At 63.1% G+C, this 21736-nt stretch carries 18 protein-coding genes; 2 read left to right on the forward strand and 16 right to left on the reverse strand.

What is annotated here, in order from left to right; translation table 11 throughout:
- Positions 1 to 130 precede the first annotated feature (130 nt).
- The 5 genes from CN311_RS09535 to CN311_RS09555 form a co-directional block, all read right to left on the reverse strand.
- Positions 131 to 1243, reverse strand: a complete 1113-nt coding sequence (locus CN311_RS09535; RefSeq protein WP_097573094.1) for an ABC transporter ATP-binding protein — start codon at positions 1241 to 1243, stop codon at positions 131 to 133.
- Between the two features lie 26 nt (positions 1244 to 1269).
- On the reverse strand, positions 1270 to 2934 hold the full coding sequence (gene bglA / locus CN311_RS09540) for a beta-galactosidase BglA (RefSeq protein ID WP_097573096.1): 1665 nt from the start codon (positions 2932 to 2934) through the stop codon (positions 1270 to 1272).
- 4 nt (positions 2935 to 2938) lie between these two features.
- Entirely contained in the window at positions 2939 to 4093 is a 1155-nt protein-coding gene (locus tag CN311_RS09545; RefSeq protein WP_097573098.1) for a carbohydrate ABC transporter permease, read from the reverse strand.
- A gap of 1 nt (position 4094) precedes the next feature.
- The gene (locus CN311_RS09550) at positions 4095 to 5108 is read right to left on the reverse strand and encodes a carbohydrate ABC transporter permease (protein WP_097573100.1); all 1014 of its coding nucleotides are present in this window, start codon (positions 5106 to 5108) and stop codon (positions 4095 to 4097) included.
- A 260-nt stretch (positions 5109 to 5368) separates the two neighbouring features.
- Positions 5369 to 6724: an ABC transporter substrate-binding protein gene (locus CN311_RS09555; protein WP_097573102.1), complete on the reverse strand. Its 1356-nt coding sequence runs from the start codon at positions 6722 to 6724 to the stop codon at positions 5369 to 5371.
- A gap of 363 nt (positions 6725 to 7087) precedes the next feature.
- Between CN311_RS09555 and CN311_RS09560 the strand changes: the two genes are divergently transcribed.
- Positions 7088 to 8110 (forward strand): substrate-binding domain-containing protein, encoded by a 1023-nt coding sequence (locus CN311_RS09560; protein ID WP_097573104.1) that lies wholly within the window; start codon positions 7088 to 7090, stop codon positions 8108 to 8110.
- A 158-nt stretch (positions 8111 to 8268) separates the two neighbouring features.
- A complete protein-coding gene (locus tag CN311_RS09565) occupies positions 8269 to 9615 on the forward strand; it encodes an NAD(P)/FAD-dependent oxidoreductase (RefSeq protein WP_097573106.1) in 1347 nt (448 codons plus the stop codon).
- A gap of 29 nt (positions 9616 to 9644) precedes the next feature.
- Here CN311_RS09565 and CN311_RS09570 read toward each other — a convergent pair whose 3' ends face one another.
- The 11 genes from CN311_RS09570 to CN311_RS09620 form a co-directional block, all read right to left on the reverse strand.
- Positions 9645 to 11096 carry a S8 family serine peptidase gene (locus CN311_RS09570; protein ID WP_097573108.1) on the reverse strand — a complete coding sequence of 484 codons (1452 nt, stop codon included), beginning with the start codon at positions 11094 to 11096 and terminating at the stop codon, positions 9645 to 9647.
- Positions 11086 to 11754 carry an anti-sigma factor gene (locus CN311_RS09575; RefSeq protein ID WP_097573110.1) on the reverse strand — a complete coding sequence of 223 codons (669 nt, stop codon included), beginning with the start codon at positions 11752 to 11754 and terminating at the stop codon, positions 11086 to 11088. Before CN311_RS09575 ends, CN311_RS09570 begins: the two co-directional genes overlap by 11 nt.
- Positions 11751 to 12317, reverse strand: coding sequence for a sigma-70 family RNA polymerase sigma factor (locus tag CN311_RS09580; protein ID WP_097573123.1), 567 nt, complete (start codon positions 12315 to 12317; stop codon positions 11751 to 11753). The genes CN311_RS09575 and CN311_RS09580 overlap by 4 nt, the downstream gene beginning before the upstream one ends.
- Before the next feature lie 154 nt (positions 12318 to 12471).
- The gene (locus CN311_RS09585; protein WP_097573125.1) at positions 12472 to 13311 is read right to left on the reverse strand and encodes an alkaline phosphatase family protein; all 840 of its coding nucleotides are present in this window, start codon (positions 13309 to 13311) and stop codon (positions 12472 to 12474) included.
- Between the two features lie 94 nt (positions 13312 to 13405).
- Positions 13406 to 15061, reverse strand: a complete 1656-nt coding sequence (locus CN311_RS09590) for an ABC transporter ATP-binding protein (RefSeq protein WP_097573112.1) — start codon at positions 15059 to 15061, stop codon at positions 13406 to 13408.
- The gene (locus tag CN311_RS09595; RefSeq protein WP_097573114.1) at positions 15061 to 15885 is read right to left on the reverse strand and encodes an ABC transporter permease; all 825 of its coding nucleotides are present in this window, start codon (positions 15883 to 15885) and stop codon (positions 15061 to 15063) included. The genes CN311_RS09590 and CN311_RS09595 overlap by 1 nt, the downstream gene beginning before the upstream one ends.
- 10 nt (positions 15886 to 15895) lie before the next feature.
- Complete coding sequence (locus CN311_RS09600; protein ID WP_097573116.1) at positions 15896 to 16855, reverse strand: ABC transporter permease; 960 nt, start codon at positions 16853 to 16855, stop codon at positions 15896 to 15898.
- Positions 16856 to 16871: 16 nt separating this feature from the next.
- Positions 16872 to 18458 (reverse strand): ABC transporter substrate-binding protein, encoded by a 1587-nt coding sequence (locus tag CN311_RS09605; RefSeq protein ID WP_097573118.1) that lies wholly within the window; start codon positions 18456 to 18458, stop codon positions 16872 to 16874.
- Positions 18459 to 18611: 153 nt separating this feature from the next.
- Entirely contained in the window at positions 18612 to 20597 is a 1986-nt protein-coding gene (locus CN311_RS09610; protein WP_097573127.1) for a CocE/NonD family hydrolase, read from the reverse strand.
- A 70-nt stretch (positions 20598 to 20667) separates the two neighbouring features.
- Entirely contained in the window at positions 20668 to 21261 is a 594-nt protein-coding gene (locus CN311_RS09615; protein WP_097573120.1) for a nucleoside deaminase, read from the reverse strand.
- Positions 21261 to 21736, reverse strand: a 476-nt coding sequence (locus tag CN311_RS09620) for an ureidoglycolate lyase (protein WP_097573121.1), incomplete at its 5' end; no start/stop codon positions are given. The genes CN311_RS09615 and CN311_RS09620, both read right to left, overlap by 1 nt.

A 21736-nucleotide genomic window follows, 5' to 3' on the forward strand; every position in this document is an offset into this window, starting at 1 on the left:
ACGTACAGAAGTCCGCTCCGCAGGGCAGCGACCGGAATCTCTTCGGCCGCTAACAGCCGGAGCCGATTACAAAAAAGGAGCGGCGGGCTGTGCCCGCCGCTCCTTTTTTTGCCTTCCCAATCGAACTGTCTCAGGCCGCCTGCGCTTCCGCGGAGTGGAGCGAGAAAGAATGGCCGTCCGCATCGAAGATATGCAGGTCCTCTGCATTGGCGCTCAGCCGCAACTTTGCCCCGCGCTTGACCTCGACATTGCCGGGCAGCTTGGTCACCAGCGGCAGGTCGGCGCGGCCGATGTCGACATAGACGAGTTGGACCTCGCCGAGCTGCTCGACATAGTCCACCGTCCCTTCGAACAGATAATCCGCGCCTGTCGCGATCATCAGGTCCTCCGGCCGCACACCGAAACTCACCGATGCGCCCTTAGCCGACGCCGGCGTGGCGATCGGCACCGTCGCCTTGCGTCCGCCGACATGGCTGACGATGGTGGGATTACCCGATTTGTCGATGGTCGCGGGCAGGATGTTCATGGCCGGCGAGCCGATGAACTGCGCGACAAACAGATTGCCGGGTTTCTTGTAGAGGTCCATCGGCGTGCCGACCTGTTCGATATGGCCTTCCTTGAGCACCACGATGCGGTCGGCCAGCGTCATCGCCTCGACCTGGTCGTGGGTGACGTAGATCATCGTTGTAGCAGGCATCGATTCCTTGAGCTTGGCGATCTCGATGCGGGTCGCAACGCGCAGCGCCGCGTCAAGGTTCGACAGCGGTTCGTCAAACAGGAACACTTTCGGATTGCGCACGATGGCGCGGCCGATGGCGACGCGCTGGCGCTGGCCGCCCGACATCGCCTTGGGTAGCCGGTCGAGATATTTGGTCAGCTGCAGGATCTCCGCGGCCTGACGCACCCGCTTGTCGATCTCGGCCTTGCTTTCCTTACCGATCTTCATCGAGAACGCCATGTTGTCGTAGACCGTCATATGCGGGTAGAGCGCATAGGACTGGAACACCATGGCGATGCCGCGCTTCGACGGCGGCACGTCGTTCACCACTTCGCCATCGATCTTGAGCTCGCCCGAGGTGATTTCCTCAAGTCCAGCGATGGACCTGAGCAGGGTCGACTTGCCGCAACCCGAAGGGCCGACGAAGACGATGAACTCGCCCGACTTTATGTCGAGGTCGATGCCATGGAGAATGTTCAGACTGCCATATGATTTCTTCACTTGCCTTAGCGTGACATCGGCCATGATTCCCTCCAGTGATTCCTGCAAATTCAGTCGGTGCGCCCGAACCAGGCGCCGTAGCCGCCGAGGCGGATGGAGCCGGCTTCAGTCTCTCCCGAAAACCCATGTCCCGGCAAGGGCTGCAGCGAGCGGCCGCCGAGATTGATCTGTGCCGGCCGGCTGCCGAGATTGAAGGCGCAGACGATCTGCTCATTGCCCTCGCGGCGCGTGAAGGCGACGGTGTCGCCGTCGCTTTCGATGAAGTCGATATCGCCCTTGGCCAATGCCGGATGCAGGCGGCGGAAAGAGAGGAAGCGCCGATAGTGCTCTAGCAGCGACCTCTCATCGCCCTGCTGCACACTGACCGCCTGCGCAAGATGCTTGGCTGGCACCGGCAGCCATGGCTTTGCCGTCGAGAAGCCGCCATTTTGGGCGCCGCCGTCCCATACCATCGGCGTCCGGCAGCCGTCGCGGCCCTTGAACTCCGGCCAGAAGCGGATGCCGTAGGGGTCCTGCAGGTCCTCGAATTGCAATTCCGCTTCGCCAAGGCCAAGCTCCTCGCCCTGATAGATGCAGACCGAGCCGCGCAGCGACATCAGCAGCGCCGAGATGACCTTGAGATAGGCGGTCGGGTCGGCCTCGTCGGCGGCCCAGCGCGTGGCAGGGCGCATCACATCATGGTTGGAAAAGGCCCAACACGACCAGCCATCGCTGGCGACCTTGCCGAAGGTTTCCAGCACCGAGCGCACCTTGGCCGCGCTGATCTTTTCAGGCGCCAGGAAATCGAAGGAGTAGCACATGTGCACGCGCTTTCCGCCGGCTGTGTAGGCCGCCACCACGTCCAGCCCGCGCTGCGAATCGCCGACCTCGCCGACAGCGGCGGTCGCCGGATATTCGTCGAGCAGTGCGCGGAAGCGTTCGAGGAAGCCGAGGTTCTCCGGGCGGCTCTTGTCGTAGAGATGGTCCTGGTAGTTGTAGGGGTTCACGGCAGGCGCCGTCTGGTCGTTGCGCTCTTCCGGCGGCAGCGGCGGATTGTTCTCAAGGCCCTGGCTGTGGAAGTAGAAATTGATGGTGTCGAGGCGGAAGCCGTCGACGCCGCGCTCCAGCCAGAAACGGGTGATGTCGAGCAGCGCGTCCTGGACCGCGCGGTTGTGGAAGTTGAGATCGGGCTGCTCGGCCAGGAAATTGTGCAGGTAATATTGCTGGCGGCTGGTGTCCCACTGCCAGGCCGAGCCGCCGAAGATCGACAGCCAGTTGTTGGGCGGTGTGCCGTCCGGCTTGGCGTCCGCCCAGACATACCAGTCCGCCTTCGGGTTGGTGCGGTTCGCGCGGCTTTCCCTGAACCAGGGATGGATGTCGGCGGTATGCGACAGCACCTCGTCGATCATCACCTTGAGACCCAGCCGGTGCGCTTCGGCCGTCAGCGCGTCGAAGTCGGCCAGCGTGCCGAACATCGGATCGACGTCGCAATAATCCGACACGTCGTAGCCGAAATCCTTCATCGGCGACTTGAAGAAGGGCGAGATCCAGATGGCATCGATGCCGAGCGAGGCAATGTAGGGGAGCCTGCGGATGATGCCTTTGAGATCGCCGATGCCGTCGCCGTTGGAGTCCTGGTAGCTGCGCGGATAGATTTGGTAGATCACCGCGCCGCGCCACCAGTCTCGGTCGATGGCGAGGTCGGGTTTCGAAGTCGCTTTCAGTGCCGATTGCATGGTCTCAGCCTCCTTTCACCGAGCCGGCGAGCAGCCCGCGGACGAAATAGCGCTGCAACGAGAAGAACACGATCAGCGGCACAATGATGGTCACGAAGGCCGACGTCGTCAGAATCTCCCAGTCGCCACCGCGCGAACCGAGCAACGCATTGAGCTTGGCGGTCAGCACGATCTGGTCGCCCTCGGTACCCAGGAAAACCATCGCCACCAGCAGATCGTTCCATACCCAGAGGAATTGGAAGATGGCGAAGGAGGCCAGCACCGGGAACGACAGCGGCAGCACGATCTTGACGAAGATCTCGAAATCGCTAGCGCCGTCGATGCGCGCCGATTCCATGATCTCGCGCGGCAGGCCGGCAATGTAACTGCGCAAGAGATAGATGGCGAAGGGCAGGCCGAAACCGGTATGCGCCAGCCAGATGCCGAGATAGGTCTTCGACGGCACGCCGAAGAAGGAGCCGGCGCCGTTATAGAGCTTCAACAGCGGGATCAGCGACATTTGCAGCGGCACCACCAGCAGGCCGATGATGACCGCGATCAGCAGCGCCCGGCCGGGAAAGCGCATCCAGGCCAGCGCGTAGGCGGCGAAGGCCGCGATCAGGATCGGGATGACGGTCGCCGGAATGGTGACGGTCAGCGAATTCATGAAGGACCGGCCGATGCCCTCCGAAAGCAGCACGGTCTTGTAATTGTCGGTGGTGAATTTTGGTGGTGCCGACGAGGCATAGTAGACGCGCTGGCCGCGCTCGCCTTCGAAGGCCTTTGGCGAGGTCATGACGAAGCCACCATCGGCGTTGAGCTGAAGAGTGACGCCGTCGCCAAGGTCGGCGGTCGTGCCGGCGGGATATTGCGTCGGCGCGGCCGACTTGACGCCGAAGGCGCTGATGTCGCGGGCGGCACCGTCGCCGAAGATGTTGCCTTCGAGCACGAACTTGCCGTCCTTCTCAACCTGCGCCGAGGCGGGCGGCAGCCGGCCAGCTTCCGTCTGGCTGGAACTGGCGAACGAATTCCACCAGCCCGAAGCGATGATCTGGTCCTTGTCGCGCAAGGACGAGACGAGAATGCCGAGCGTCGGCACGGTCCAGATCGCGACGAAGATCAGCACTGCGATATGGACGCCAAAGCGGCCGGCAAAGGACTTTCCGGTCGTGACAGCCATCTCAATGTCCTCCCGTCTCTTTGTTCGCCTGGCGGATGTTCCAGACCATGATCGGAATGACCGCGATCATGATGATGATGGCGATGGTGGCGCCGCGGCCGAAATCGCCGCCGCCGCGGAACATCCAGTCGAACATCAGATTGGCCAGAACCTGGCTGTTCCATTGGCCATTGGTCATGGTCAGCACGATGTCGAAGACCTTCAGCACCAGGATGGTGATCGTCGTCCAGACCACGGCGATCGTCCCCCATATCTGCGGCACCATGATTTTCCAGAAGATCTGGAACGGATTGGCGCCGTCGATGACGGCCGCTTCCAGCGTCTCTTCGGGAATGCCCCGCAAGGCCGACGAAAGGATGACCATGGCAAAGCCGGTCTGGATCCAGATCAGGATGATCATCAGGAAGAAATTGTTCCAGAACGGCAGCGATATCCAGACCTGCGGCTCGCCGCCGAAATACTGGATGATGGCGTTGAGCAGGCCGATCTGCGTCTGGCCCGCGCCGCGATATTCGTAGATGAATTTCCAGATGACGCTGGCTCCGACGAAGGAGATGGCGAGCGGCAGGAAGATCAGGCTCTTGGCGATGGTGCCCCACCAGATCTTGTCGGTGAGCACGGCGATGATCAGCCCGAGGAAGGTGCAAGCGGCCGGCACCACCGCCAGCCAGATGATGTTGTTGAGGATGGAGTTGCGGAACTCGCGGTCGCCGAACGCCCACTGATAATTGGCCAGGCCGACGAAATTGACGCCGCCGCGATCGAGGAACGACAGCCTCAGCGTCTCTATCACCGGATAGATCAGGTAGATGGTGAGGATGATCATGGCCGGGCCGACGAACAGCCACGGGCGGATCATTCCTTGCCGGCGCAGATTGTCGATGGCTGCCGCACCCTTGACGCCGCGCGACGGGAAAATAATGTCCACGAGCTTGTTGGCGCCCCAGAAATAGGCGACGCAGCCGCCGACGCCGACGATGATGACGAATATGGCCGAAAAGATCTGAGCCGCCATGGGTCCCTCTCCCTGCGTATGATCCACCAATCGGAATGGCTTTGTCGACGGGATCGTGCGCCGATTTAAACTGTGAAGCGCGAGCGGGTGCCAGGCAGATTTCTGCCATGGCCGGCCACGCTTCATGCCGGAAATTCCATGCTTCACGAAAAGTACAGTCGGGCCGACGGTCGGCCCCGGGCCATCGAGGCCCAGATCCAATAAGGACGGGTAAGCCGACGATCGGCCGCTTACCGGCTAGCCGCCTGCTTGCCAGCCGTCTACTTGATTGCGTCCCAGCTCTTCTGGATGTCGGTGGCGACATCCTGGGCGGACTTGCCGCCGACCAGATCGATCATGCCGGTCCAGAAGGCGCCGGCGCCGATCTTGCCCGGCATCAGGTCCGAGCCGTCGAAGCGGAAGGTCGAGGCGTTGGCCAGGATCTCGCCCTGTTTCTTCAGTGCGTCGCTGGCATAGGCATCCTTGTTGACCGACTTGAGCGGCGTCACGAAGCCGCCCTCGGCCATCCAGATCTCGTGTGCGAGCGGCATCTTCAGGAATTCGATGAACGCGCGGGCGCTCTTGCTGTCCTTGGTGATCATGGCCAGGGTGCCGGCGCCGAGCACCGGCGTGCCGAGATCAGGCTTGGAGGCGTAGGGCGGATAGTAGAAGAAGTCCGCGTCCTCGCCGACCTTCGTGCCTTCCGGGAAGAAGGTCGGGATGAACGACGCCTGGTGATGCAGATAGCATTTCGGTGGCACCGAGAAGAGGCCCTTCGGGCTGTCGCGGAAGTCGGTCGCGGCAACTGCCTTGGCGCCGCCATCGACCATCTTGTCGTCGGTCGCGATCTTGCCGAAAATGTCGATGGCGTTGACCACCGCCGGATCGTTGAACGGGATCTCGTTCTTCACCCATTTGTCGTAGGTCTCGGGCGACTGGGTGCGCAGCATGATGTCTTCCACCCAGTCTGTCGCCGGCCAGCCCGTCGCGCCGCCGGAACCGAGCCCGATGCACCATGGCGTGCCGCCGTCGGCGATGATCTTCTTTTCGAGCTCGGCGAGCTCTTCCTGCGTCTTCGGCACCGTGTAGCCGGCTTCCTCGAAATTGTCCGGCGAGTACCAGACCAGCGACTTCACGTCGGCCTTGTAGGGGAAGGCGAAGAAGCCCGGCTTGCCGTCCTTGTCCTTGAAAGTGCCGAGATCGACCCAGGACTGGCCGGCACCGTAATTGTCCTTCACCCAATTGGCGGTCTCATCGCCAAGCGGCGTCAGCAGGCCCTTCGATGCCAGGTCCTGGATCAGGCCGGGCTGCGGCAGCACGGCGATGTTGGGCGGGCTGCCGGCCTGCGTGTCGATGACGATCTGCTGTTCGTAATTTTCCGAGGAGGAATATTTGAGATCGACGCCCGTGGCCTCCGAGAAATAGTCGAGAACGCCGCGCACCAGGCCCTCGTCCTCGCCGCGCCATGGCCCGAAGATCGTCAGCGTCTCGCCCTTGAGGTCGACCTTCTTGAGCTCTTCGTAGTTCGCCCAGTTGAAACGGGGGTCTTCGCCCGGCTTGAATTTCAGCTCGGCTTGCGCCGGTGCGCCCAGGGCGAGCGTGGCAAAAGCGGCGCTCAGCAGAAGCATTTTCTTCATCGGTATTTCCTCCCAGTGGTGACAGACACCGGACGAAACCTCCATTCCGCCCGCCGGCGCTGCAGGACTGTGACTCAGTCGGAAGGGAACCGCAACCTTCCGCAGAGTCTTCCAAAGCGCTTTGGCTTTCCTGATCTCGCCATTGAATCGACTGGAAGTCAAGAGGGTGAGCAGGCTAATCGATTTAATTTCCACGATTAAGAGCACAAAATGTGCGCTGCAACATGCTTTTTTGGCGGTGCAGCAGCAATTTTTGCTGCAAACAGGGTGCAACACTGCTTATGGTTGTCGGACGCTGGCTCCGCCGCTTTTATTGCAGGCGGAATCCGGAATTGAAAGCGCTTTGAGGCTTGGAGGCCTCCCGTGAACCTTAAGCAGCTCTCCCATATGCTGTCGCTCTCACAGACCACGGTGAGCCGTGCGCTGAATGGCTACCCCGAGGTCAACGAGGAAACGCGTCGGCGGGTGATGGACGCTGCCAAGCGCCATGGCTATCGCCCCAATCCGAGCGCGCGCCGACTGGCGACCGGCAAGACCGGGATGATCGGCTATGTCCTGCCGACCGGAACCAGCGTCGACATCGATCCGCATTTCGTCGAATTCCTCTCCGGCCTTGGCGACTATGCCCGTTCGCATGAGCTCGACCTGGTGCTGTCGCCGGCCGACGCCGACGACCAGGAGACAACTTACCGGCGCATCGTCGCCAACCGGCAGGTCGACGCGGTCTACATCTCCTCGCCGCGACCGGCCGACCGGCGGGTCGCGCTGGTCAACACGCTGGGCATCCCCTTCATCGTCCATGGCCGCAGTGAAGGCTTCGATTTCGATTACCCTTTCACCGACATCGACAATGAGGGCGCCTTCCACGAAGCGGCACGGCTGCTTGTCCAGCTCGGCCACCGGCGGCTAGCGCTGATCAACGGCGACCACCGCGAGACCTTCGCCATCCACCGCGAGCGCGGCGTGCGCCGGGCGCTCGCCGCCAACGGTCTGACGCTTGACGATCGTCATGTCTGCTCCCTCGTCATGACCGAGGAGAACGGCTACCGCGCCACCAGGCGCCTGCTCGAGCAGAGCGACGCACCGACGGCGATCGCCTGCTCAAGCTTGATTATGGCGCTGGGCGTCGTGCGCGCCGTGCGTGACCTCGGCCTGACCATTCCGGGCGACCTGTCGCTGATAGCCCATGACGACGTCTTCCCCTGGCTGAAGCCGGAGAATTTCTCCGTGCCGCTGTCGACGACGCGCTCGTCGATCCGCCTGGCCGGCGCGCGCGTCGCCGAGCGGCTGGCGGCGCGGATATCAGGGCTGGAGGAAGAGGCACGCGGCGAGGTCTGGCCGGTCGATCTGGTGGTAAGGGGATCGGTTGCGGGGGCGCCGGGTTAGGCGATCAAATCCAATCGCTCAAAGCAGCCGAGTTCGGCTCCTTTCCGTCCGTTGCCCGCAGGCGGACAAGTGTCTGCCTGTACCCGCTCTTGATTTGGCTTTTAGAGGGTGGCAACCAGTAGGCCAGAGCCACCAACCAGTCCTCCACGGTGCACTGCTTGCCCACTTTCCCATTCTCCGAAGCGGATCCAATCCAACATCCTGGCCCACCGCCGAAGACTTCGGAGGTGGTCATTGTTGGTGGCGGTGTTATCGGCGTTACCACGGCTCTTTTCCTGGCGAAGCGGAGCATTCCGGTGACGCTGCTGGAAAAAGGACGCGTTGCGGCCGAACAATCCTCCCGAAACTGGGGCTGGATACGAAAGCAGGGGCGGGACGCGGATGAACTGCCAATTGTCATCGAGGCTTGTCGCCTATGGCGGCAACTGGCCGAGGAATGCGGGGAAGACATCGGGCTGAACCAGACAGGTGTGACCTATCTGGCGAACTCGGACAAGGACATGGTCGGCTTCGAAGAGTTCATGAAGATCGCCGCGATCCATGAGCTCGACACTCGCCTTCTGGACACAGACGAAACCGCGCAACTCATCAAGGGCATGTCGCGCAAGTTCAAGGGCGCGCTGACGACACCCTCCGACATGCGTGCGGAGCCTTGGCTGGCGGTGCCCGCGCTTGCTCGGCTTGCTGTGCGAAAAGGCGCCAAAATCATAGAGAATTGCGCAGCGCGAACCCTCGAAATCTCAGCAGGCAAGATCAAGGGCGTGTGGACCGAAGCGGGATACATCGAGGCCTCCAGCGTGCTGGTCGCGGGCGGCGCCTGGTCATCCCTGTTTTTGCGAAGACACGGCGTATCCATCCCTCAACTCAGCGTCAGGGTAACCGTAGCCGCAACGGAGCCCATGCCTGAAATCTATTCAGGTGCGGCGGCCGACGATCACATCGCTTTCCGGCGCAGGCAGGATGGCGGATACACGCTCGCGGGAGGCGGCAGCCATCTGCTTTACCTGGGGCCTGACGCATTCCGGCACGCCACCAAGTATATTCCCGCCCTCAGGAACGATCCGTTCGGAGCGCGCTATTTCCCGTTCGCCCCGTCAGGCTACCCGGATGGCTGGTCGACGCGGCGCTATTGGGCGCCGAATTCCAAGAGTCCTTTCGAGAGTATGCGGGTGCTCAACCCGGCTCCTCAACCGGCGCGGCTGCGTGCGATAGAACGCAATTTCAAACAGCTCTTTCCACAGTTCGACAACGTTCGCCTGAAGGCCGGCTGGGGCGGCATGATTGACGCTATGCCCGACGTTGTCCCTGTCGTGGATCAGGTACGGGCGGTCAGCGGTCTTTTCGTCGCGACGGGAATGAGTGGTCATGGCTTCGGTATCGGGCCTGGAATCGGTCGTGTCGTCTCCGACTTGGTTCAAGGAAACGAAATTGGGCACGACCTCAGCCGCTTCCGACTGTCACGCTTCTATGATGGAAGCCGCGTCCGGTTAGGTCCGGCCCTCTGAACTGGTCGCGCGAAATCCATGTTCATGGATCATTCCGTCGCTGATTCCGCCGCCCTGGTGTCCAGCAAACCATAGCCGAAATCATTGTCCCGCCCCTTGGGGCCGAGATCCCTGGCGGTGTCGGCCAGCGCCTTCTTGACATCGTCCGCGGACCGGTCGGGCGCGGCGTGGAACAGGTTGGCAATCGCGCCTGTCACGATCGCCGCGGCAAACGAGGTGCCGGTGACCACATCCGAGCCGGCGCCGCTCGGCGCCACCATCTCGACGCCAGGGGCGGAGATGAAGACATAGGCGCCGCGATTGGCCTGCGGCATCAGCCCGTCCTTGGCGTCGGTGGCGGTCACCGCGATGACGCCGTCGAAGGCGGCCGGATAGCCATAGGGCGCCTTCGGCCCGTTATTCCCCGCGGCCGCGACCAGCACGATGCCGAGTGCCCTTGCATTGCGGCAGGCGATACCGAGCAGGTCGTTCTTCGGACCGACGAAGCTCATATTGATGATGCGGACATCTTGGCTTGCCGCCCAGTCCAGCGCCGACAGGATCACGTCCATGGTCGACTTGCCGTCCTCGAAGGCCCGGGCATGGTAGATCCTGGCGCCTGGCGCCATGCCCTTCAGCGCCCCGACGCCGGCGATCAGCCCGTCGATCGACGTGCCGTGATCGCGTTTCTCGGTCGGCACATCGGGCATGGCGTCGAACTGGTCGGCGATGACGCCGCTTAGTGCCGGATTGGTATCGTCGATGCCGGTATCGATGACGGCGATGCGCACATTCTCGCCGCTGGCCGCATTCGCGTCGAGCGCGATGCGCTCGAAGGCATAGTTGACGATGCTGGCCGCCTGCTGCAGCGAATAGATGTGGTTGGGCTCGCGCCGCAGGGGGCGGCCGTCGGCGGCAAGCTGCGCCAGCACGACGCCGACCGGGCGGCCGTCGGGAATGCCGAAGCGCACCAGCGTGGTGCCGAGCAGCCGCGACTGACGCTCGGAGCGCACTTCGAGGCCGAACGAGGCGGCGATCTGCTGGACCGCGCCGGCATCGCCGTCGACCGTCACCAGCACCTCGTCGGGCACGAATTCGCCGACGACGGCGCGCGGCGGCTCGGTCGCGACCAGATCGGTCGGCGAAACAATCGGACCGCCCGGTACGGCAGCCGGAATCACCGGCGCTCCGTCAGGCTGCACCGGCGGTGGCAGTGCGCTGGCCGGATCGCGGCGCGGGTCGGGCGTCGGCAAGGGAGTGCTGGCCGCTGGATTGGGGAACAGGTCGACGATCAGCGCGGGAAGAAAGACGGCGCCTGTCGCGGTGGCACCCGCATCGGGCTTTTCGCCGGTGCCGTCCTCTGTGCAATCTGCGCCGGCCGCGTTCGTCCGGTCGAGACAGTCGGTTTTCGTCTGCGGCTGGGTGCTCTGCGCAAAAACGGGCGTGGCGGCGATCGCCGCCAGCAGAAATCCAGCAAATCCGATGACCCCTCTAGCCGCCACTGGCCGGTTTCCTTCCCTCGATCACAGCATCCGCGAAAGGCTGGGCGGCAATAAGGCCGAGCACCTTGCCGTAGTCGGCTCCGCTCGTGGCCGGGATGGCGATGCGGAAGACGCCGTCGGCGGTCGGCCCGCCTGATATTTTCAGCTCGTTCTGGCCGAGAAAGGCCGAGATGTCGGACATCTTGGCGTCCGGCTTGAACTTGACCAGTGCGAACGGCATTTTCGCCAGATCGTCTTGCGCGCCGGCGATCTCGAAATCGCTGCCCTTGCCGCCGGGCGGCACAAGCGACTGCACCATGACCAGGGCAAGCAATGCCGCCGCCGCGGCCCAGGCGACGCCGGCGGGCACTGCCGTGAAGCGGGCCCACGCCTGCGCCAGGAAGGACGACGAGGCTGGCTGGCGCGCCGGCCCGGCCTCGGCATCAAGCACCTTGGCGAAGCGGCTCAACGCATCGGCCGGCGGGCGGATCGCCTCATTGGCGGCGGCGGTGCCGGAGAATTCGGCTTCCGCCTCGACCAGTGCCGCGAGTGCTGCGGGATCGCTCGCCAGCCATTCCTCGACGGCTTCGAGATCCGAGCCTTCCAGCGAGCCGTTCAGGTAGAACGGCAGCAGCGTTTCCATCTCGTCGCGGCGCGACATCTTTTCAGCGGCGCTCATGGCCACCCCCTGTCGTAACCGGCGGCCTTCAAGGCTTCGCCGAGTTTCTTGCGGGCATAGAACATCCTGGTCTTGACCGTGGCTACCGGTATACCGAGCACCTCGCCGATCTCGGTCACCGACTGGCCGTGGTAATAGGCAAGGTCGATCACCGTGCGGTGTTCCTCCGGCAAGGCGTCAACGAAGCTTCGCAAGGCAGCGCCCTTGTCTTGCTTCATGGTGACGACTTCCGGCGTGTCGGCGCTGTCGGGCACCTGGGCCGCGTCATCGTCGCCGATCCAGTCCTCCTTCTTCTTGCGCAGGACCGACAGCGCCTTGAAGCGCGCAATGCCGAGCAGCCATGTCGAGACTTCCGAGCGTCCCTCGAAGCCGGGCGCCTGGCGCCAGAGTTCGAGGAAGACCTCGTTCGCGATATCGTCGGCCATCATTTCCGATCCCGTCTGGCGCGCCACGAAGCGGTAGACCCGCGCGTGATGGCGCATGAACAGGAGCCGCACGGCGGCACGGTCGCCCTTCGCGACCCGGTCGACAAGCGCGCGATCGGTCTCCGTCGCTGCCGTCATGGCCGGTCGAGCCGCCTGGCTCCTGCTTGCTCTGTCGTTGATCGGCCCAAAAAGGTTCATCCTCCGCCAAGGAATTTTCGAAAGCTAGCCGAAGAGCGGTGAGGTTGCCAGAGCGTACCGTTCTCCTCTCCCCACAAGGAAGGGAAGAGCGCGCTCAACTCAAGAAAGGCGTCGCCTTCATCGTTGCCGGCACCGGCACGCCGAGACGCTTCAGCACCGTCGGTGCGAGTTGCAATTGGTCCAGCAACGTATCGTCCTCCGGACCCTTGCCGGTACCAAAATAATACAGCGCGAAATCCTGCATCTCGTCATCATGGCCGCCATGATGGCCACGATCCGTCTGGCCGTGATCGGCGGTCACGATCACTTCGTAGCCGGCGTCTCGCCAGCCCGGCAGGAACGCGGCCAGCATGCCGTCCATCGCATAGACTGCGTGATCCATCTCATGGCAGTCATGGCCGAAGCGGTGACCCATCGAGTCCAGCGTGCAGCTGTGCAGTATGCCGTAGTCGATGCCGTGGCGCCTGGTCAGCATGGTCAGCGTCGCGAACAGGTCGACATCGCTCGGCGTCATCTGGTTGCGCAGATTGTAGCCGGTCATGGTGTGGAAGCGGCCGTGCGTGATCGGCCCGCCCGGCTCGTCGAACTCCATGTCCTCGACCAGGTCGAACGGATAGGCCCGGAAGAACTCCGACCAGTAGGAATGGGTGACCGCGCCCGTCTTGCCGCCGGCCTTGGCGACTTCCGAAAAGATATCCGGCTGTTCGACACGGAACCGGTTCTCATTGGACAAGATGCCGTGCACTTGAGGCGCAACCCCGGTGTGGATCGAGGCATAGCAACAGGCCGAGGTCGACGGCAGCACTGAGCGCATCTTCCACACGCGCGCCTCGCCCGACTGCACCCAGCCTTCGAGATTGCCCATCAGCCGGCGCCAGTTCCGATAGGGCACGCCGTCGAGAATGATGAGCAGGAGTTTTGTCTTGAGCGCCACGGGCGGATCCATGCAGTCTTGACGAAGAGATCAGCGCCTGGAGCAGGCCGATCCGGCAGCCCCAAACGTGATGAGAGAAAAGGAGGCTGGCGCCCTAGTTCCCCGCGCTCGCCATTCGCCGTCCCTTGATCGCCTTTTCCAGCCAGCCGATCTCCATTTCGGGAACGGAGGATAGGAGAAGGTCGGTATAGGCGTCGAAGGGCGGCGTCAGCACCTTGCTCTTGGCGCCATAGCGCACCACTTCGCCGCGATACATCACCGCGATCGAATCGGCGATCGACTTCACTGTCGCCAGATCGTGGGTGATGAACAGATAGGCGACGCTTTCCTCCTTCTGCAGCTCCAGCAGCAGCTCCAAAATGCCGTGGGCCACCAGCGGGTCGAGCGCCGAAGTCACCTCGTCGCAGATGATCAGTTTGGGCTTTGCGGCGAGCGAGCGGGCAATGCAGACGCGCTGCTTCTGGCCGCCGGAGAGCTCCGCCGGATAGCGGTCGATGAAACCCTTGCCCATCTCGATCTTGTCGAGCAACTCGGCGACACGCTTGTCGCGCTCGCGGCCGCGTATGCCGAAATAGAATTCCAGCGGCCGCCCGATGATCGTGCCGACGGTCTGGCGTGGATTCATCGCCACGTCGGCCATCTGGTAGATCATCTGCAGCTGGCGCAGATCCTCCTTCGGCCGGTCAGCAAGCTTGTTGGCAAGCGGCCTGCCGTCGAAAGTGACGGTGCCTTCCTCGGGCGGCAACAGCCCGGTGATGGCCCGCGCCAGCGTCGACTTGCCGGAGCCGGACTCGCCGACGACAGCCAGCGTCTGGCCGGGATAGATATCGACGGAAACGTTCTTCAACACCTTGATATGGCTGCGGCCATAGGCGGCGGTCACGTTCTTGACCGACAGGAACGGCGTCGTGCCGGGTTTTTGTTCCTGGTGTTCGATCTCATGCACCGACACCAGCGCATTGGTGTATTCCTGGCGCGGCTCCTTGATGATCTGGCGCGTGCCGCCCCATTCGACCAGCCGGCCGTGGCGCAGCACCATGATCTCGTCCGACACCTGGGCGACGACGGCAAGGTCGTGGGTGATGTAGAGCGCCGCGACATGGGTGTCGCGGATGGCGTCCTTGATCGCCGCCAGAACGTCGATCTGTGTCGTCACGTCGAGAGCGGTGGTCGGCTCGTCGAAGACGATCAAATCGGGCTCCGAGCATAGCGCCATCGCCGTCATCACGCGCTGCAGCTGGCCGCCCGACACCTGGTGCGGAAAGCGTTCTCCGATGGTCTCGGGGTTCGGCAGGCTGAGCTTCCTGAACAGCCCCACGGCGCGTTTCTCGGCCTCGGCCCGCGTCGCCGTGCCATGCAGCAGTGTGGCTTCGACAACCTGGTCCATCAGCTTATGCGCCGGGTTGAAGGCCGCCGCCGCCGATTGGGCGACATAGCAGACCTCACGGCCGCGCAGCTTGCGAAAGCCCTCCTTGCCGCCCTTGAGGATGTCGCGGCCATTGAGGATGACCTCGCCGCCGGTGATGCGCACACCGCCGCGGCCATAGCCCATCGACGACAGGCCGATCGTCGACTTGCCGGCCCCGGACTCGCCGATCAGGCCGAGCACCTTGCCCTTCTCCAGCGTCAGCGAGACGTCGTGGACAAGCACGATGTTCTTCGGCGCTTCACCCGGCGGGTACACCGTGGCCTCGATGCGCAGATTGCGGATGTCGAGCAGGAGGCTGGATTTCGCTTTGCTGTCAGCCATCACCCGCGTCCTCCCTTCAGGCTTGTCGTGCGGTTGAGCACCCAGTCGGCGACCAGGTTGACCGAGATCGCAAGTGCCGCGATCGCCGCCGCCGGGATCAAGGCTGCGGCTATGCCGAAGACGATGCCGTCCTTGTTCTCCTTGACCATGCCGCCCCAGTCGGCGTCAGGCGGCTGCACGCCAAGGCCGAGGAAGGACAGCGTCGACAGGAACAGCACCGCATAGATGAAGCGCAGGCCGAGTTCCGAGACCAGCGGCGACAGCGCATTGGGCAGGATCTCGCGGAAGATGATCCAGGCACTGCCTTCGCCGCGCAGCTTGGCCGCCTCGACATAGTCCATGACGTTGATGTCGACCGCGACCGCGCGCGACAGCCGATAGACGCGGGTCGAGTCGAGAACGCCCATGACCAGGATCAGCGTCACCAGATTGGTCGGCAGCACGGAAAGCACGACGAGGGCCATGATCAGCGTCGGGATCGACATCAGGAGATCGACGAGGCGCGACATGAGCGTGTCGAACCAGCCGCCGAAAACCGCCGCGGAGAAACCGAGAATGGCGCCGAGCGAGAAAGACAGCGCGGTGGCGAGCACCGCGATGAACAAGGTGACGCGCGCGCCATAGATCATGCGCGACAGCAGATCGCGGCCGAGATTGTCGGTGCCGAGCCAATGGGTCGCCGACATCGGTTCCCAGACATCGCCGACGATCTCGGCATTGCCGTGCGGCGCGATCCATGGCGCGAAGATTGCCGCCAGCACGAACAATGTTGTCAGCACGATGCCGATCAGCGCCGGGATGGGGATGCGTTTTATATCGAGCATGCCCGCCCCCTTACTTAGGATGTCTGAGACGCGGATTGGCGATAATCGCCGCTATGTCCGCAATGATGTTCAGGCTGATATAGACGGCGGCGAAGATCAGGCCGACCGCCTGCACCACCGGCACGTCGCGCTTGGTGACATGGTCGACGAGATATTGCCCCATCCCAGGGTAGACGAAGATAACCTCGACCACGACGACGCCGACGATCAAATAGGCGAGGTTGAGCATGACGACATTGATGATTGGCGCAATGGCGTTGGGAAAGGCATGCTTGCGGATGACATTGAAGGCTGAAAGCCCCTTCAACTCCGCCGTCTCGACATAGGCCGACTGCATGACGTTGAGGATCGCGGCGCGCGTCATGCGCATCATATGGGCGAGCACCACCAGCGTCAGCGCCGCGGCCGGCAGCGCGATCGCCTGCATGCGCTCGCCAAACGGCATGCCGTCATAGACGGTCGAGATGCCGGGAAAGATCTGCCACTTCACCGCGAAGAAATAGACGAGCACATAGCCGATGAAAAATTCGGGAAACGAGGTCGAGGCGAGCGCCAGGCCGGAGATCAGCTTGTCGACCCAGCCATTGCGGTAGCGCACCGCGATCAGGCCAAGAATGATCGCCAGCGGCACGGCGACAATCGCGGCCCAGAAGGCGAGGAACAGGGTGTTCCACAACCGTCCCTTGATCGATGTCGCAATGTCCTGCCCGCTCGACATCGCCGTGCCGAGATCGCCCGTGAGCACGCCACCGAGCCATTGGAAATACCTGACATAGGCCGGCTGGTTGAGGCCGAGCTGCTCGCGCAGATTGGCGAGCGACTCCGGCGTCGCCGACTGTCCGAGAATGGCTTGCGCAACGTCGCCGGGCAGGATCTGGGTGCCGGCGAAGATCAGGACCGAAACGGCCAACAGGAGAAGGACGCCCAGCGCAATGCGCTGGGCCACCAGTTTCACGATGGGTGAGGACATATCCGCAAGGCCGGGCTCAGGCTTCGAGCCAGCACTTCGCCAACGCGTAGCCGTTCATCAGTTCCTGATGCGGATCGTCGACCCAGCCGCCAACCTTGGCGCCCGTCGCGTCGATGAACTGATTGAACATCGGCAGGATCAGGCCTCCCTCATCGCGTACCATGACAGCCATGTCGTGATACATCTGCTTGCGCTTGGTCTCATCGAGTTCGGCGCGCGCCGCCAGCACCATCTTGTCGAAATCCGGGCGCTTGAAACGTGTGTCGTTCCAGTCGGCCGACGAAAGGTAGGCGGTCGAATACATCTGGTCCTGGGTCGAGCGGCCGCCCCAGTAGGAGGCGCAGAAGGGCTGCTTGTTCCAGACCTCGTTCCAGTAACCGTCGCCGGGCTCGCGCTTGAGCTCGATCTTGATGCCGGCCTTGGCGGCGCTCTGCTGGAAGAGCTGCGAGGCATCGACGGCGCCGGGGAAGGCGACGTCCGAGGTCCTGAGCAGCACGGTGCCGTCGTGCCCGGACTTCTTGTAGTGGAACTTGGCCTTGTCGGGATCGTATTTGCGCTGCTCGATCTCGCTGAACAGCGGATAGGACGCGTTGATCGGGAAGTCGTTGCCGAGCGAGCCGTAGCCACGCAGGATCTTGTCCAGCATCTCCTCGCGGTCGATCGCCAGCTTCAACGCCATCCTGAGATCGTTGTTGTCGAACGGCGCCGTGTCGCAATGCATGATGAACACGTAGTGGCCCGGGCCGGCATGGTTGCGGATTGTGACGCCCGGCAGACGCTTGATCAGGTCGACGATCTTCGGCTCGACGCGGTTGATCATGTTGACCTGGCCGCCTTGCAGGGCTGACGTGCGTGCCGTCGCGTCATTGATGACGATGACTTCAATCTGGTCGGCATGGCCCATCTTGTCGCCCTGCCAGTAATTGGCGAAGCGCTCGCCGCCATGGCGCACGCCAGGCTCGTTGGTCACGATCTTGTACGGGCCGGCGCCGATGCCGGCATCGGGCTTGTCCTTGCCGCCGTTCGGCTGGACGATCAGGTGGTAGTCGCTGAGCAGGTAGGGAAGGTCGGCGTTCGCCTCCTTCAAGGTCAGCACGACTTCCTTGCCGCTGGCCTTGATGGTCTCGATGCCTTTCATGTAGCCGAGCGCGCCGGACTTCGACTTCTCGTCTGAATGGCGTTCGAGCGTGGCCGCCACGTCCTCGGCGGTCACCGTCTTGCCATTGTGGAACTCGACGCCGTCGCGGATCTTGAGCGTCCACACCTTGGCGTCGTCCGACGAGCCGATCTCCTCGGCGATGCGGTTCTCGAGCTTGCCCTCGGGCGAGAGCTCGACGATCATTTCGCCCCAGCATTTGCCGAACGCGAACGGCACCTGCGTCATCATCAGCGCCGGGTCGAGGCTGTTGGTGGATTCGCCGCCGACGAGGCCCGCCTTCAGCGTGCCGCCCTTGACCGGACCGGCTGCGCGGGCTGCGCTTGAAAGCAGTGAATTGGCGAAGCTGGCGGAGACGCCGAGCGCGGCGGCGCGGCCGAGAAAGTCACGACGGCTGAGCTTGCCGAACGCGACGCGCCGGCTGAGATAGTCCAGTTCATTCGACATGTTGAGTTCCTCACTCTGTTGGCACGACCCTACGGTCGTTTTTCTTGTTTCTTGTGAGGAGAATAATGACCGCAAGGGAAAGCGGTAAGCAAGACCGAATGCGACATGCCGTGGCGTAAATCGTACGTCGCAATTGGACCAATCCGATAGCGCTCAGACGAGGATGCGCGGTATTTTCTCCTCGAAATCGCGTTCGAAAACCAGGATTTCGCCCTCATAGGCCTCGATTCTGGCCGTAACCTCGAAGTTTTGCGCGTCGGAGCGCATTTCGGCGGATGTTTCGGTGCGCACCGACCATCCATTTCGCGACAGGGTTTGCGTCCAGTGGGTCTTGCCCGATGCTGACAAGGGATCGTCAGGATGGATCGCCCAGGTCTCGCGGGCGATGCTGCCATTGGCAAGGCCATGGGTGAGATCGCGCACTTCGCCGAAATCGTCTGTGATGGAGAGCGTGACGGTGCCGGTCTTCTCGTCGCGATCGACGTGACGCTCGGAATTGGCGGGCCGAACCGTCTCGGTTGCCCATGGCGTCGCGCCTTCGGGTGAGGGGAAACTGACTTCATCGCCTTTCGCCAACGGGCGCAGCGGCAGCATCAGCGTCGCCGCCGACAGGTAGAGGCTTGCAGGCTCCGGCGAAGGCCAGATCATCGGCCAATAGGCATTGGAGACGGCAATGCGCAGCCGGTGTCCGGCCGGCACGCGGTAGCCGCATTGGTCGAGCACGACCCGCGCCGAGACGGTCTCGCCTGGCACCAGCGCCTGCGGGAATTCATGCGAGTCGCGATGCGTCAGGTTGAGCACGCCGTAGGAGATCAGTTCCGAAGCGCCGTCCGGATGCACGTCGCACAGCCGCACGGCGATGTTCGCCTGGCGCCGGTCGGAGGCAACCCTGACCAGAACCTCCGGCGCGCCCAGAATGTCGATCGCCTCGCTCAGTGCCGGCTGGTCGAAACACACCGACAGCGCATCGTCGGGCCGCTGGTCGCCGGGCAGTTCCGGGCCGAAGGTGAAGGGGAAATATTCGCCGCCGGCGAGGCCGCAGGTCTGCGGCGAAGCGACGATGGCCGGCTTGTTGCCTGCGGGGATCAGCTCGATCTTCCGCGTCTCGATGGCGGGCGCCGGCCATTCCTGTTCCGCGACCCAGCGGCCCGGCCGCTCCGGATGCCAGCGCGTCGGGCGCACGCTGTCCATCACATAGGCGCGATAGGCTGGGTCGGCCTCGATGCCGGTGTCGATGCCTTTCAGCCAGCGGTCCCACCAGCGCAAGGCCTCCTGGAGGAAACCGATGGCCGGCGTGGGTGCCGCGTAATGCGGGTATTTGTGGATCCAGGGACCGACGATGCCCCTGACCGGCGCCTCTATATTGCTGACGAGGTGGGAAATGGTGTTGCGGTAGCCGTCATGCCAGCCGCCGATCGACAGCACCGCCGCCTTGACGGCGGAAAAATCCTCGCAGATCGAGCCGCGCTTCCAGTAGGCGTCGCGATGCTGGTGCTTCAGCCACAGCGGCGCCAGGAAGGACTGGTTCTCCAGCCGGGTCAGCCACAAATCGCGCCAGCGGTTGTCGCCGACGAGCAGCGGGTCCGGTGGCCGCGACGAATAGGACAGCATGGTCGAGGCCCAGCCGAAATTCTCGATCAACAGGCAACCGCCCTTGTAGTGGATGTCGTCGGCATAGCGGTCGACGGTCGAGCAGATGCTGATCACCGCCTTCAACGCTGGCGGCTGCCTGGCCGCCACCTGCAGGCAGTTGAAACCGCCCCAGGAAATGCCCATCATGCCGACATTGCCGTTGCACCAGGGCTGCGATGCCGCCCAGGCGATGACATCGCCGGCGTCTTGCAATTCCTGCTCGGAATATTCGTCGTCCATCAGCCCTTCGGAATCGCCATTGCCGCGCATGTCGACGCGGATCGAGGCATAGCCGTGGCCGGCGAAATAAGGATGCGTCAGCTGATCGCGAAAGATCGTGCCGTCGCGCTTGCGGTAGGGCAGGTGCTCGAGGATCGCCGGCACCGGATCGTCGCCGGCATCTTCCGGCATCCACACCCGCGCCGACAGCCGGCAGCCATCCGGCATGACGATGCCCATATCAGGGAATTCGACGACCTTGCGGGGAAATTCGGTGATGGTTTTCATGGCAGGCACATGATGGAGCGCGCGCCGTTGCGTCATGAGCCAGCCGGCGAAATCGGCTGGTCAATCCGCGTCAATTCAGTGGAATGTCGTTCTCGGCCTTACTTGCCTGATAGGCGCCGGACAAATCGTCGTAGCGGGCCGAGATTTTCTCGATGCGCCCCTCCAGCCGCTTGCGCTCGGCTTCCGGCAGCGCCCGCACCAGTTTGCGAATGGAAAAGCTCTTCCAATAGGCATTCTCGGCATTGTAGCCGCCGGGATCGAGGGTGAAGACCTCCTTCAGGATCTTCAGATCGTGCGGGATGGCGAAGCTGTCGCGCGAATCCTCGTGGCTGAAGAGGTAGTAGAAATTGTCGAAGCCGGTCCAGGTGATCGCCGACAGGCACAGCGAGCAAGGCTCATGCGTGGCGAGGAAGATGGCATTCTTGGTGTCGACGCGCTCCGCCCTGGGAATCTCGTAGAAGCGCTTCAGGCAATGCACCTCGCCGTGCCAGAGCGGGTTTTCGATCTCGTTGTTGGTTTCGGCCAGCACCAGCGAGCGATCGTCCTTCCTCAGGATCGCCGCACCGAACAGCTTGTTGCCATAGGCGACGCCATCGGCTGTCTTCGGCACGATGTCGTGCTCGATCACGTCGAGCAGGCGGTCGATCAGCGATATGTCGGTCACTATGCAATCCTGTCGGGAAGATGGATCTCGTAAGGGTGCGAGAAATGACACTCCTCGAGGTTGGAGCCGTCGCCGCCACGATCGACGATCAGAAAATCCTGGGCTTCGCCGATCGGCGTCAGCACGCCGTGCCAGAGATTGCGCCGATAGTTGATGCCTTGCCCGGGCGCGGTGATGAAGGCATGCGGCGCGCCGGGGCCGTCCTTGCCGTCATGGCAGACGACGACCAGGAACGGCCGCGGCGACAGTGGGATGAAGGCTTGGCTGCCGAAAGGATGACGCTCGACCATGGTCAGCTTCAGCGGCAATTCGTACGGCGTGCCGCGCACCATGGAGATCAGCACGCGCGCATTCGGCCCCTGGGCTTCGGCGGTGGCGAGATCGTGGTAGCGCTCGGCCTTGCCGCCATTGATCGGGTAGTGGTTGCCGCCGCTCATGTCGATGACGTCGCCGAATTCGGCGAAGCTCTCACGGG

Source organism: Mesorhizobium sanjuanii, from assembly GCF_002529485.1.
GTDB lineage: Bacteria > Pseudomonadota > Alphaproteobacteria > Rhizobiales > Rhizobiaceae > Mesorhizobium > Mesorhizobium sanjuanii.

Coding starts and splice junctions, on each gene's coding strand:
- CN311_RS09595 (WP_097573114.1), bottom strand. CDS start 15,885: ATGCTCGATATAAAACGCATCCCCATCCCGGCGCTGATCGGCATCGTG.
- CN311_RS09550 (WP_097573100.1), bottom strand. CDS start 5,108: ATGGCGGCTCAGATCTTTTCGGCCATATTCGTCATCATCGTCGGCGTC.
- CN311_RS09605 (WP_097573118.1), bottom strand. CDS start 18,458: ATGTCGAATGAACTGGACTATCTCAGCCGGCGCGTCGCGTTCGGCAAG.
- CN311_RS09535 (WP_097573094.1), bottom strand. CDS start 1,243: ATGGCCGATGTCACGCTAAGGCAAGTGAAGAAATCATATGGCAGTCTG.
- CN311_RS09575 (WP_097573110.1), bottom strand. CDS start 11,754: ATGAGCGCCGCTGAAAAGATGTCGCGCCGCGACGAGATGGAAACGCTG.
- bglA (WP_097573096.1), bottom strand. CDS start 2,934: ATGCAATCGGCACTGAAAGCGACTTCGAAACCCGACCTCGCCATCGAC.
- CN311_RS09600 (WP_097573116.1), bottom strand. CDS start 16,855: ATGTCCTCACCCATCGTGAAACTGGTGGCCCAGCGCATTGCGCTGGGC.
- CN311_RS09580 (WP_097573123.1), bottom strand. CDS start 12,317: ATGACGGCAGCGACGGAGACCGATCGCGCGCTTGTCGACCGGGTCGCG.
- CN311_RS09555 (WP_097573102.1), bottom strand. CDS start 6,724: ATGAAGAAAATGCTTCTGCTGAGCGCCGCTTTTGCCACGCTCGCCCTG.
- CN311_RS09590 (WP_097573112.1), bottom strand. CDS start 15,061: ATGGCTGACAGCAAAGCGAAATCCAGCCTCCTGCTCGACATCCGCAAT.
- CN311_RS09545 (WP_097573098.1), bottom strand. CDS start 4,093: ATGGCTGTCACGACCGGAAAGTCCTTTGCCGGCCGCTTTGGCGTCCAT.
- CN311_RS09610 (WP_097573127.1), bottom strand. CDS start 20,597: ATGAAAACCATCACCGAATTTCCCCGCAAGGTCGTCGAATTCCCTGAT.